This window comes from Pseudidiomarina mangrovi (assembly GCF_003999375.1).
In the GTDB taxonomy this organism is placed as follows: Bacteria; Pseudomonadota; Gammaproteobacteria; order Enterobacterales; family Alteromonadaceae; genus Pseudidiomarina; species Pseudidiomarina mangrovi.
Genome location: NZ_RJLC01000010.1, coordinates 30,637 through 44,373 on the forward strand (window position 1 = coordinate 30,637; position 13,737 = coordinate 44,373).

A 13,737-nucleotide genomic window follows, 5' to 3' on the forward strand; every position below is an offset into this window, starting at 1 on the left:
CGCCCTTACCCCGCTAACTGTTGTGCGATATGAACCACGCGTTGTTGGTCTAAAGTGTACCTGCGCATCACCCACGCCACAAGCAGTGAAGCGATAGCTGGGAACACTGTAAAGGCCACCAGAATGCCGTATTGCGCTTCGGCGCTTTGCACTTGGTCGGCTTGGTAGCCATAAAACGACAACCACCAACCGGCAATGGCGCCACCGAGGGCAATGCCAACTTTAATAAAGAACACCACCGACGAGTACACCAGACCAGTGGCGCGAATGCCGCTTTGCTGTTGGCCGTAATCCGCGACGTCGGCGATTTTGGCCCACAGAATTGGGGTGGCCATTTGTAAGAAAAAGCCCCAGAAAAAATACAAAGTGAAGGCTAGCACTAACTGATCAGCGGGCACCCAAAATGCGGCTAAGCACACGGCGGCGGAAATCAACTGCAGCGCTTTGTAGGCTTTGACCTTATCGATGCGGCGAGTGAGCGGGTTGGCTAGCGCACAACCTAAGATATTGCCGACCATACCGAGCGACACAAAGGCGGTGATGAGGTCTTCGCGCAGCAGGTAATATTTGACGTAATAAATAGCGAGGGTGTTTTTGATAGCGATGCCAATCAGTAGCAAGATGGCGACTTTGGCTAAAGTACGCCAGGCATCGTTAGCCCACAAAATGCGCAGGCCATTGCGCAGCCCCAAGCGTTGCGGAGGGCATACCACGCGCTCGCGGGTGCCGGCAAAGCACAGTAAAAACAGCACAATACCGAGCAGGCTCATGGTGGCAATGGTCCACTGATAACCGCTGGCGGCATCACCTTGGCCAAACCAATCAACTAATGGCAGCGTGAACAGGGTGACCAACAGGCCACCGAGCATGCCAAATACAAAGCGGTACGATTGAATGGATACGCGCTCGTTAGGGTCGCTGGTCAGCACGCCGCCGAGCGCCGAGTAGGGAATGTTAATGGCGGTGTAAGCCAGCATCAGCAGAGTGTAGGTGGCGTAGGCATACCAAATTTTGCCGTTTTCGCCGAGTTCTGGAGTGGTGAATGCCAGTACGCTACAGGCGGCAAAGGGCAGCGCTAACCACAATAAATAAGGGCGGAACTGGCCATGGCGACTGCGGGTTTTGTCGGTCAGCAGGCCCATCAATGGGTCGGTGACGGCGTCGATCAGGCGTACCACCAAGAACATGGTGCCCACGGTGGCGGCCGAAATGCCGTAAATATCGGTGTAGAAAAATGCCAAAAACAGCATGATGGTTTGGAACACGATGTTGCTGGCCGTATCCCCCAAGCCGTATGCTATTTTCTCTTTACGCGCAATCATATCGCCTCAACCACCGGTTGTTTTGCTTTACGCGCTAGCCAGAACTGCTGCAGCGCGCGGGCACTGGCCTTTAATATACGTTCTTGGCTGTCGAAGTCTACATAGACGATACCAAAGCGCTTGGTGTAACCCTCGGCCCATTCAAAGTTATCCAGCAAACTCCAGGCGAAATAACCATTGATGGTCACCCCCGCTTCAATGCAATCGTGCACTGCCAGCAAGTGGCTTTGGTAGTAGTCAATGCGCGCTTGGTCGTTAATGGCGCCGTTGACGATATGGTCGGGAAAGGCAGCGCCGTTCTCGGTGATATAAATCGGCGGCAGGTTGGCAAAGGTGCGTTTCAGCTCCACCAAAATCTCGGTTAAGCCATGCGGATAAACCTCCCAACCCATGCAGGTTAATGGCTTGGTGGCGCTGGCTTGTGGCGGGACGTCTGAGAACCAGTTGTTCTTGGCGCGAAACACCGTGCGGGTGTAGTAATTGACGCCGAGAAAATCCAGCGGCTGGGCAATAATGTCCATATCGCCTGGCTCAATTTGTGGTTGCTCATGGGCTGCTAATTCATGCAGCAAGTCGGGGTATGAGCGTTGTAATAACGGCTGCAAATACCATAAGTTGTGGTAGGCATGCGCGGTTGCCGCGGCTTTGCGATCTTCGGCGCTGTCGCTGGCCGGGTGGCAGGGGCTAAAGTTCAGCACAATACCGTGTTGTGCGGCTGGCGCGTGTTGGCGCAAAATAGGCAGCGCTAAGCCATGAGCAAGCAACAAATGATGCGCGGCTTGGCGGCCTTGTTGGCGATTCTTGTGGCCCGGTGCATGAATACCAGCTTCGTAGCTTAAATAGGCGCTACAAAACGGCTCATTCAAGGTGGCGTAGCTGCTGACTTTGTTGCCCAGCGCGCGGCCAATCACTTCGGCATATTCAGCAAACCGGAAGGCAGTATCGCGATTCAGCCAGCCGCCGCGGTCTTCTAGGTATTGGGGTAAGTCCCAATGGTACAGGGTCACGTGCGACTGGATGCCCAGGCGCTGTAATTCATCGACCAAATCGACGTAAAACTGCAAGCCGGCGTGATTGATGCTGCCATCGGCGCGGATCACCCGGCCCCAGGCAATTGAGAAGCGGTAAGCGTCTACCCCGAGGCTTTTAATCAGCGCGAGATCGTCGCGCCAGTGCTGCACGTGTTCACAGGCGACTAGGCCGTTTGAACCGTCTTTGATGCGACCGGGCTCGGCACAAAAGGTGTCCCAAATACTGGGTTCGCGGCTATCGGCAGCGCCTTCGATTTGAAACGACGAGGTAGCCACACCAAAAATAAATTCGCGGCGCAATAACTTTGAGCGTTGAGGGAATTGAAGTTGGGTCATGGTCACCTATTCGTTCTGTGCGGAGTGTTTGGTAACATTCACCGCGAAAAGATTGCGATAAAACTCAAGTATGCTATAAATGAAAGCGCTTACATAATAGGCTAAAACTTACCCTATCGTCAAAAATAAAAATAATGCTTGAGGCCACCATGTCTGAACAACACAATCAATACCGCTTCGCCCTAACTGCGCTGACGTCGCTGTTTTTCATGTGGGGCTTTATTACCTGCTTGAACGATATCTTAATTCCTTATTTGCGCCTGCTGTTTGATCTCAGCTACACCCAGTCCATGCTGATTCAGTTCTGCTTTTTTGGTGCCTACTTTATTGTCTCGGTACCGGCTGGCTGGTTGATTGGCCGTATTGGTTATCAGGCTGGTATTGTCACTGGCTTGATGATTGCTGGCGCTGGCTGCTTATTGTTTTACCCGGCCGCGCAGAATGAGATTTATGGTTTGTTTTTGCTGGCGCTGTTTGTCTTAGCCTCGGGCATTACCATTTTGCAAGTGGCTGCCAACCCCTATGTAACGGTGCTCGGCGATGCTAAAACGGCTTCTAGCCGACTGACTTGGACACAAGCATTCAACTCGTTTGGTACCACGGTGGCACCATTCTTTGGCGCTTGGCTGATTTTCGGCGGCGTGGCTGACCCAGAAGCCAGTGGCGTGTCGAAAGATACTGTGAGCCTGCCGTATTTTATTTTAGCCGCTACCTTAGTGGTAATGGCGCTGGTGTTTATGAAGTTGAAGTTGCCGAGCATGGGCAAAGTGGATACCACAGTGCCGTTGGCGACGCGTGGTAACGCCCTGCAACACCGTCACTTGGTACTCGGTGCCTTAGGTATCTTTGTGTATGTGGGTGCCGAGGTCGGCATTGGTAGCTTCTTGGCAATTTACCTGTCGATGCCAGAAATTGGTGGCATGACCGCTTCACAGGCGTCGCATTATATTTCTTGGTACTTTGGTGGTGCCATGGTGGGTCGCTTTATTGGCGCGGCGGTGATGCAGAAGATCACCGGCAACCGGGTGTTGATGTTCAACGCCATTGCAGCGGTGCTATTGCTGGCGCTGACTATCCTCAGCAGCGGTAAATTAGCCATGTGGTCATTGCTGCTGATTGGTTTGTGTAACTCCATTATGTTCCCAACCATTTTCAGCTTGGCGCTGCAAAACCTAGGCCGCAGCACTGGCCAGGGCTCAGGCATTTTGTGTTTGGCCATTGTTGGTGGCGCGGTGTTACCGCTGTTGCAAGGCATGCTGGCTGACCGTATTGGCGTGCAAGCGGCGTTTATTCTGCCGTTGCTGTGCTACATCTATATTGCTTTTTACGGTATGTATGGTTATCGCCCAACCGCGGCATCTAACGCGGCGGCCGCGCAGGAGGCCAGTTCATGATGCAAGCATTTAAACTCAAACCATTAGCGCTGGCGGTATTGGTTGGCTGTGGCTTAACCGCCTGCAGCGACCAGCCAGCCGATACCCCGGTAGCAGCAAAGCAGGGTATATGGCCACATATCGCCTCGCCGGTTGGGCTTGATGCGGCTATGGAGCAAGCCATCAGCGATTACTTGGCGCGCATGACTATTGAGCAAAAAGTGGCGCAGATGATCCAGCCGGAGATCCGCGATATCACGGTTGAGGATATGCGCAAATATGGCTTTGGCTCGTTCTTAAATGGCGGCGGCGCGTTCCCCAATAATGACAAATATGCCACCCCGCAAGATTGGATTGCGCTGGCCGATGCTATGTATGAAGCCTCGGTAGACGACAGCCAAGACGGTATTAACATTCCAACCATGTGGGGCACCGATGCGGTGCACGGCCATAACAATGTGATTGGGGCGACAATTTTCCCGCATAACATTGGCTTAGGGGCCGCGAATAACCCCGCTTTGATTGAACAAATTGCTACGGTGACGGCGCGTGAAGTGATGGTCACCGGTATTGATTGGGTGTTTGCGCCGACTGTTGCGGTGGCAAAAAATACCCGCTGGGGCCGCAGCTATGAGAGCTATGCCCAAGACCCTGCCATCGTACGTGATTATGCTGCAGCTATTGTGCGTGGCTTGCAGGGCGCCGCCGATGCTGATTTTCTCGGTGAGCAACGGGTGATAAGCACCGTGAAGCACTTTATTGGCGATGGCGGCACCACCGATGGCATTGACCAGGGTAATACGGTGGTCAGCGAGCAAGAACTATTTGATGTGCATGGGCAGGGCTACGTGGGTGGCTTGAGCGCCGGTGCGCAAACGGTAATGGCTAGTTTTAATAGCTGGAACGGCGAGAAGATTCACGGCAGTCAGTACTTACTTACTGAGGTGCTGAAAGAGCAAATGGGCTTTGATGGCTTTGTGGTGGGCGACTGGAATGGTCATGGCCAGATCCCAGGTTGCAGCAACCATGATTGCCCGCAGGCGGCCAATGCTGGTTTGGATGTGTACATGGTGCCGACCGATGTGTGGCGGCCGTTGTACGACAATTTAGTGCGTCAAGTGCGTGAAGGTGTGATTACTGAGGCGCGGGTTGATGACGCGGTGCGACGCATTCTGCGGGTGAAGATGCGCGCTGGGTTGCTGCCTTATGAAGGTGGCACGCAGGTGGTGAAAACCAACCCCGCGGCGCGGCCACTGGCTGGTCGTACTGAATTGATTGGCGCGGCGGAGCATCGTGCGGTTGCCCGTGATGCAGTGCGACAATCGTTGGTGCTACTGAAGAACCAAGGGCAATTGCTGCCGTTAGCGCCACAACAACGCATTTTGGTAGCTGGTGGTGGTGCCGACAATATCGGTCAACAGGCTGGTGGCTGGACCATTAGCTGGCAGGGCACCGGTAACACTAATGCCGACTTCCCCGGTGGCACGTCGATTTACCAAGGTATTGCTGAGCAGGTGCAAGCCGCTGGCGGCTCGGCTGAGCTTTCGGTGGATGGCAGCTACAGCGACAAGCCCGATGTGGCGGTAGTGGTGTTTGGTGAGCAGCCGTACGCTGAGGGTAATGGCGACATCGATAATTTAGAGTATCAACGCGGTAATAAAGCTGATTTGGCCTTATTGCAACGTTTACAGGCTGAGGGTATTCCGGTGGTGGCGCTGTTTATCAGTGGTCGACCTATGTGGGTGAATGCTGAGCTGAATGCGGCCGATGCCTTTATGGCGGTGTGGTTGCCGGGCAGCGAAGGCGCTGGGGTGGCAGATGTGCTGCTGCGGGATGCTGAAGGCGCGGTGCAATACGATGTCACTGGGCGTTTGCCGTTCGCTTGGCCAGCTATGCCTGATCAGACCGAATTGCTGCCGATTGGCGCTGGCTTGAGTTATGGCGATACAGAGATTTTGCCGACTGATTTGCCAGAAATCAGCACGGTTACTGCGGAGTTGCAGCCCATGGTGGTGTTTGATCGGGCGCCGCAAGCGCCGTGGATGTCCTACTTGCGCCGTGGCGATGAATTGCTGGAGATGGTCAGCAGCGTGCAGCAATTAGGCGCTATTAGCAGCCGTACTTTTGATGTGGCAGTGCAAGAAGATGCGCGGCGTTATGTCTTCGCTGGCGGCGAAGCGGTGGCGTTCGGCTTTGGCGCGGCGTTTCCACGTGATTTACGCGCCTATCTTGAGGCCGGCAGTGTGGTCAGTGTGCAATTGCAGGTGGAGAGTGAGGTGCCCGATGACGTGCGCTTAAGCCTCTACTGTGGAGAGGGCTGTGACTACAGCGTATCGATTGCCGAGCAGTTACAGGCGTTGCCACGCGATAGCTGGCAGACGCTGAAACTGGATATCGGTTGCTGGCAGCAGGGCGGCTTTAACTTGGCGCAAACTGTTAGCATCTTCGAGCTAGAAAGCGCCCAACCGCTGACCATTAGCGTACTCGACGTGCGCGTTGAGCCTGGCGTTAGCGGCGGCATCTGCCTCAACTAAACCCTTAAGGGGCAGGCACTTAAGCCTAAGGGGCAGGCACTTAAGCATTTCAACGCTTAAGTGCCTGCCCCTTAGCATTTCTGGGTTAGGTGCCTGCCCCTTAGCACTAAGTGCCTGCCCCTTAGCATAGGGGTAAAAAAAAGAGCCTGCGGATGCAGGCTCTTTACGTTTGTGCGCCAGGGAGCGCGATTGGGGTGGTCCGTTAGAAGCGGTAACGGGCACCCAGGGTGTAGCGTGGCCCATACTGGCGAGCAAATAAGAACTGCTGCTCGTAGCGGCCGTAGCCTTGTTCGGTTTCGTTGTTGATGTTGATACCTTCAGCAAACACGGTCAGGTTTTCAGTGATGTCATAGTTGACGCTGATGTCCCACTGGCCAAACTGCTTGGCGAACTGTGGTGGGCCTTCAGATGAGCCTTGTGACTGGCCTACGCCAATCAGGTAGCTGTCACGCCAGGCGTACGTCAACTTCACGCTGATACCGTCTTTTTCGTAGAAGGCTTGCAAGTTAGCTGAGTCGCTCAAACCCGTTAATGGCGTTTGTACGGTCAAGCTGTCGACATCAAATTCTACGTCGCCGCTAACGAAGGTGGCGTTAGCACCTAAACCAAAGCCGGTTTCACCGAAGATATGCTGGGCGGCAATTTCAAAGCCGTCCACGCTCTTGCTATCGGTGTTGCTCGGCTGGGTGATGCTCCAAACAATCAATGGATCATCCGCTGCTGGTTCAATCACGCCGTCGGCATTGCCGTGACCATTGGCCAACATCTGGTCAAAGATGGCGCTGCTGGTGGCTTGCTCGTTACGTGCTTCGATGTCCGCAATAGCCTGCATGTAGCGTGGGCCGTTGAAGATATCGCGTAAGCCTTCAATGGTAATGTCGGTGATGGTGCTCTGGATAAAGTTATCCACTTCTTTACGGAAGTAACCAATCGCCGCGTAGCTGCCTGGGGCGTAATACCACTCTAAGCTCAAATCAAGGTTGGTTGACTCAAACGGTAGTAAGTTGGTGTTACCTTGACCGCCGCTGCGTGAGCCAGGGCGTGGGCTACCACTTAAGCTACGACCACCAGCCAAGGCGCCGAGTGGGGCACGGGCAATGCTCTTACCCACAGAAACCCGGCCAACCACGTCTTCCATCAGGTCTACGCGTAAGTCGAGGTTCGGTAGGAACACATTATGTGAACCGGTGAGGGTTAAGAAACTGGCTTCGGTTTGTGGCTCGTACTGCATGATCCACTCTGACGCCGATACCCAGTTGACTTGGCGTTCTACGCGCTGGCGTACAGTGCTGGTGACGTCAGTTTTTTCGTAGCGCAGACCAACATTCAATTGGGCTGGCAGGTTGGCGATATCAAAATCCCACTCAGACTGCACAAAAATAGCGTCGGTGACTTCATTGACGTAGCTTTCACTATCAATACCATCGAAGAACGCATCCGGCACATAAGCGTCACTGCCCATTAAGGCTTCAGTGATGTAGGCCTGTTGCCGTGCTACTGCTTCGTCGAAATCGAAGGTGTAGTAGTAGTTGGTGGCTAAATTTAGACCGCCACTGTTGAACTGGTCCAAGAAATCAGCCGTGCTGACACGGGTAAACATGCTGTCTGGGAATACGAAGGTGAATGACGGGTTAAAACCCGGGCCACCGCGTAATCCACTCCAAGCGTTGTAACCGCCCACGTCTTGGTCAGTGCGTGACAAACCAGCGGTGATTTTCACCAACGGTAGGTCAAAGGTATTGTCGTTGAACCATTCGCCGCGCATCTGGTACTGCTTGATGTTGGACTCACCCGGTGAACGAATGAACTGACTGAAGTTGGAGTCAATTTCACTTGGGTTCAGTACCGTGGTGCCGTTATTCCACAAAATGCTGGTTTGCGGAATATCGCCGCTACGGTAGTCGTAGATTTTGGTTTGTAACTGGTCAGAACCCAGAATAACCTGGCCGGCATTCATGCTACCGCGGTCAGCACCGTTGTCGGCTTCGTTGCTGGAATCATGGAAGTCGAACCATAATTTCAGGTCATCGCGCACGTCGTACACCAAGTTTAAGCCAAGTGATTTAGCTTTGACTTCGGTGGTGCTTTTCGCTGCAGTAAATGAACCATCGTTGCCCGAAATATCGGCGAAAATGGCAGTACCGTTTTCATCGAGCTCGTAGGCGTTGATGTTGCCACCAAACTCGTTCCAGATACCCCAGCCAATGCTCTCGCGGCCAGTAAGGGCGCGGCTAGCCGTGTAATCAGCGGTAATCAACAAATCATCAATAGGAGCGAACTGCAGGGTGATTTGGCCGTTGGTACGCTCGGTGGCGACATCTTCGATACCGTAGTTCATGTCTTTCGGGAAGAAGTGGTTGCCGACCCGATTACCATCACCATCAATTGGGCGCGGGTCAATACCAAGCGCCGGGTCGAGGGTAGGTAGCGGTACGTTGGCCTGCCAACCTTGAATGTTGGCTTGCTGCAGTTGGAAATCACGGCGTGATTGCGATGCCGTTACAGCGATACCAAAGCGGTCATCAGCAAAGGTGTCGCTAAATACAAAGGACATTTCTGGAGTGACCGATTCGCCTTTTTCTACTGAGCTGTCGTGAATGCCTTTCGCCATCACCGCTAAGCGCTGACCGCTGGTGCTGAGTGGTCGCAGGGTAACGATGTTAACGGTGGCACCTAAGCCACCGCTGGGTACATCGGCGCGCGCGGTTTTATACACTTCAAGCGCGCTCACGCCTTCAGACGACAAGTTTTCTAAGTTATACGAGCGGGTGTAACCGGTGCCTGGCATTTGCCGACCGTTTAAGGTCAGCAAGTTAAACTCAGGGCCAAAACCACGCACGGTGATTTGGCTACCTTCGCCGTTGACTCGGCTCACCGACACACCGGTGATCCGCTGCAATGACTCAGCTAAGTTGGTATCTGGGAATTTACCCATTTCTTCGGCTGAGATGGCATCCACTACGCCGCTGCTGTCGCGTTTAAAATCTGACGAGCGGGTTAAACTGCCGCGAATACCTTTGACGCTAATGATTTCGACGTCTTTTTCTTGCTCTTCAATGGCTGTGGTGTCCTGCGCGTAGGCTGCTTGCAGCATCAGCGGCGATAGCAACCCTGCGCTAAGTACGACGGATACTGCCGCAGCAATCGGGCTTTTCATAAATGGTTTTGTTTTCATAATTATGTTCCGTTTTAGTCGCACGTCATTAAGGGTTCGCAATACGGACGTTATCAATCTGATACACCGCACCTAAACCAGTACCCCAAGCTGGGAATACCATCAGTACGTTGATATCACTGATATCCAGACCGGCATCAAATAGTTCCTGTAATGGGAAGGTATAGGTTGCCCATTCGCCAGTGACTGGCGCCGTGCCATAGTTACCATTTGCTAACGGAAGCTCGACTGCGGTAGCCGCGCCAGTTGATTCAACTTTGAACAGCCACGTGCTCTCGCTGTTGGCTGGCGGTGATACCACGCGCATGTCGAAGCTAATGGCACCGTTGGCTAGCATGCTTGAGGCATCTGCTGAAACACCTTCGTCAGCTAAGAAACCTAATACAGTTTCTGGCCAGCCAAGAATTTCAAACTGTGCCACTGAACCGTATGGAGCGCCGGCATCGACAATCGATGGCGTTGAACCCGCACAGCAATCCCACAGTGACCAACCACTTAACACGGTGTTACTAAAGATATTGATACCGTTATTGCCCGCGCTTGGATTATAGATACGCGCTTCGTCGATACGGTATACCGCACCTTCACCGGTACCCCAAGCTGGGAAGATCATCACCACGTCGATAGCTGATACATCTAAGCCCAAGTCAGACAAGGTCTGCAGTGGGAAGGTGTAGGTCTGCCATTCGCCAGTGACTGGTGCTTGACCGCCGCTGCCGGTGGTTAAATCAACTTCGACTGCGGTTGCTGCAGCATCGGATTCAATTTTGAATTTCCATACGGCATCTGGGCTAGCTGGTGCACTAACAACTTTCATATCGAATTGCACCACGCCTTCAATCAGAATAGCGCTGGCATCAAATTGAATACCGCTGCCCTCTGGTGGCTTAAAGCCCATGACCGTAGGTTGCGCACCGATAGAGAACTCAGCAACGTTGCCGCGTTGTTCATCATTTACTTCAGCTGGCGTAGTACCGCCACAGCAATCCCACATCGGCCAGTCTGGGTTTTGCGCATCGCCAAACAGCACCAATTCTGGTGATGCAGCTTCTGGTGCGGCAATTTCCACGTTGGTCAGTAAGTACTCAGCGCCGTTGCCGGTATCCCAAGCTGGGAACACCATCACGACGTCAATGGCTGATGGGTCTAAGCCCATATCTGACAGCATTTGCAGTGGGAAGGTCACGGTTTGCCATACACCGGTTTGCGGCGACAGACCTTCGCTGCTTGAGCTTAGCGGTAATTCGGCAAAGGTTGAGCCTTCGTTGCTTTCTACCTTGAACAACCAGGTTGACGCTGGGTTGCTCGGTGGGGTGAGTACTTTGATATCAAACTTGATGGCACCGGTTTCAACAATCGGTGAGGCATCAAAGGGTGAGGCAACGCCATTCGGGTCGGTAATAAACACTGGGCGTGAAATGAAGCCCATTACCGTTGGTTGTGGCCCAATCACGAACTTATAGGCATTGCCGGCTTCAGCATCTTCCACCAATTCAGGGGTAGAACCACCACAGCAATCCCACGCTGGCCAGTTTGGATTTGGCGTGCCATTGAAGATAGTCAGGTTACGCGCTACGCCATCTGATGGTGGTGATGGGATAGGTGCCTGCCCCTCAACCAGCGTTTCTGAATCTTTGTAACCGTCACGAATGGTTTCGCAACCGCGGCCAGTATTTGGATCCGAGCCACAACGGTAAACCCGTACATAGTCGATCTCAAAGGTTTGGCCGTTGGCAAAGGCTTCGGGGTCAATACCGAGGTTATTGACGTTTTCTGGCCAGGTGCCACCTACCGCAAGGTTCATAATCAAGTGAAAACGCTGATCAAACGGCGCTTCGTTGTAAACCACTTCTAAGTCACCGGTGACTTGGTTAAATAATTCAGCGAACCAGCCACGATGACGCAGACCAATGGGCTCGCCTTTGCTATTAAAGCGCACTGACGATTCCATTTGGGTTTGATAGAGGTAGTCGTCTACATACCAGCGAATTTCACCCTCTTGCCATTCAATGGCGTAGGTGTGAAAGCCATCAGCAGGGTTGCTGGCTGGGGTGAAGGCTTTGCCTGAAGACGAGTTGTTCGGTGCGTCACGGCCGTAGTGCAGGGTACCGTAGACTTTCGATTCGACGTTGCCTTCGGCATCTGCAGTTTTCAGGTTGACCGCTTCAACAATGTCAATTTCACCGGATTTTGGCCAGCCACCGTACACGCCGTCGGTTGGGAACATCCATACCGCGGGCCAAGTACCTTGACCAAATGGCATTTTGGCGCGTACTTCAATACGACCGTATTTGAAGTCGCCTTTATTTTTGCTGTTTAAGCGCGCCGAGGTGTACGGCTTATCGGCACCAGCATCGGCTGGACGCGCGACAATCTTCAGCGTGCCACCGCTAACAAAGGCATTGTCGCCGCTGTCGGTGTAGCACTGCTGCTCTTGGTTGCCGCCACCGGCACAGTTGACTTCAAAGTTCCATTTGCGGCTGTCGATGGTACTGCCATCGAACTCATCGCTCCATACCAATTGCCAATCGCTGACCGGTACGGTGGGGTTTACCGCGGTGAAATCTGAGTTGGTTTCTACGTCGCCGCCACCGCAGCCAGTAAGCCCAAACCCAGTCAAACCAAGGGTGAGCAGTATGGCCGCGCGTGAGCGGGTGGTGTTTCTGTTGTTCTGCATAGCTGTGTTCCTGAATGATATGAAGCGGAATGTAAGCGCTTTCATACCATAGAACAAGATCACCTAAGCGTCAATCACCAATGTTTAAAAACTACACATTGTGACACTTTTTAGTGATTAACAACTGCGCTTAATTGCACCTGTGAGCGTTGGTTGAACGGCTGTTTTTGTTGGTTTTTATGCACTTGCATCCAACTTAGACAGGTATCCAACATGCGCTGGCTGAAACCCCATTCGTTGTCATACCACGCCATAATTTTTACCAAGCGACCGTTAACTCGGGTTTGTTTGGCATCGAAGATGGCTGAGCTGGGGTTGTGGTTGAAATCTATCGAAACCAGCGGTAGTTCGTTGACGCTGAGCACTTGGTTTAACGGTGCTTGCTGGGCGGCCGTGCGGATAATGTCGTTGACTTCTTGTACGCTGGTGTCGCGGCTGGCAATAAAGTTCAAGTCAACCAGCGACACGTTTTGTGTGGGGACGCGAACGGCAAGACCGTCAAAACGACCTTGTAGTTCCGGGATCACCAAGCCTACGGCGGCAGCTGCTCCGGTTTTTGACGGAATCAAGCTACTACCGGCAGCGCGTGCCCGTTGCATATCGCCGTGATAGGCATCGGTGAGGTTTTGGTCGTTGGTAAAGGCGTGTACGGTGGTCATCAAGCCATGTTCAATGCCTAACTGCTGATGTAATGGCAGGGCAATGGGCGCCAGGCAGTTGGTAGTGCACGAGGCGTTGGAGACAATCGTCATGTTGCTGTCGAGAGTGTCGTGGTTGACGCCGTACACGATGGTGGCATCGGCACCGCTAGCTGGTGCCGAGATCAACACCTTTTTGGCACCGGCACGCAGATGCGCTGCGGCCTTGTCGCGCTCAGTGAACAGCCCGGTGCATTCCATGACTAGGTCGATATGCAGTTCTTGCCACGGTAATTGCTCAGGGTCACGTTCGCTAAACATCTGAATTTCGTGGTGATTGATGTTAAGTGCCTGCCCCTTAGCAGTGATGGTGGCGGGGAAGATGCCGTGCACCGAGTCGAATTTGAGTAGGTGGGCGTGAATGGCTGGGTCGCCGAGATCGTTAATGGCGACGATGCTGATATCTTGGTCGAGCTGGCGCTCAATCCACGCGCGAACGATATTTTTGCCGATGCGGCCGAAGCCATTAATTGCGACTCGAATAGTCATGTGACACCTCTTACTTGCTGTTGCTGGCGCTTATTGCGCTCCATTCTGTAATTAAATTACACTTTGGTGGCAAATGATCAAGTTTTTCGGTGTAAAAATGTA

General features: G+C 53.2%; 7 protein-coding genes. 2 read left to right on the forward strand and 5 right to left on the reverse strand.

Going from position 1 to position 13,737, the window contains the following annotated elements; all coding sequences use genetic code 11:
• Positions 1 to 5: 5 nt before the first annotated feature.
• Positions 6 to 1,322, reverse strand: coding sequence for a glycoside-pentoside-hexuronide (GPH):cation symporter (locus EFO84_RS03355; RefSeq protein WP_127346664.1), 1,317 nt, complete (start codon positions 1,320 to 1,322; stop codon positions 6 to 8).
• Positions 1,319 to 2,689, reverse strand: coding sequence for a GH1 family beta-glucosidase (locus EFO84_RS03360; RefSeq protein WP_127346665.1), 1,371 nt, complete (start codon positions 2,687 to 2,689; stop codon positions 1,319 to 1,321). The genes EFO84_RS03355 and EFO84_RS03360 overlap by 4 nt, the downstream gene beginning before the upstream one ends.
• Before the next feature lie 149 nt (positions 2,690 to 2,838).
• Here EFO84_RS03360 and EFO84_RS03365 point away from each other — a divergent pair, with 149 nt between their 5' ends.
• Together EFO84_RS03365 and EFO84_RS03370 are read left to right on the forward strand one after the other, a co-directional pair.
• Positions 2,839 to 4,083, forward strand: coding sequence for a sugar MFS transporter (locus tag EFO84_RS03365; protein WP_240642637.1), 1,245 nt, complete (start codon positions 2,839 to 2,841; stop codon positions 4,081 to 4,083).
• Positions 4,080 to 6,596, forward strand: a complete 2,517-nt coding sequence (locus EFO84_RS03370) for a glycoside hydrolase family 3 protein (protein ID WP_127346667.1) — start codon at positions 4,080 to 4,082, stop codon at positions 6,594 to 6,596. The genes EFO84_RS03365 and EFO84_RS03370 overlap by 4 nt, the downstream gene beginning before the upstream one ends.
• 202 nt (positions 6,597 to 6,798) lie before the next feature.
• On the opposite strand, the gene EFO84_RS03375 is transcribed toward EFO84_RS03370, so the two are convergent.
• From EFO84_RS03375 to gap, 3 genes are all read right to left on the reverse strand, one after another.
• Positions 6,799 to 9,771, reverse strand: a complete 2,973-nt coding sequence (locus EFO84_RS03375; RefSeq protein ID WP_127346668.1) for a TonB-dependent receptor — start codon at positions 9,769 to 9,771, stop codon at positions 6,799 to 6,801.
• A gap of 28 nt (positions 9,772 to 9,799) precedes the next feature.
• Positions 9,800 to 12,448 (reverse strand): glycoside hydrolase family 16 protein, encoded by a 2,649-nt coding sequence (locus EFO84_RS03380; RefSeq protein WP_127346669.1) that lies wholly within the window; start codon positions 12,446 to 12,448, stop codon positions 9,800 to 9,802.
• Positions 12,449 to 12,558: 110 nt separating this feature from the next.
• A complete protein-coding gene (gap, locus tag EFO84_RS03385) occupies positions 12,559 to 13,635 on the reverse strand; it encodes a type I glyceraldehyde-3-phosphate dehydrogenase (protein ID WP_127346670.1) in 1,077 nt (358 codons plus the stop codon).
• Positions 13,636 to 13,737: the final 102 nt, after the last annotated feature.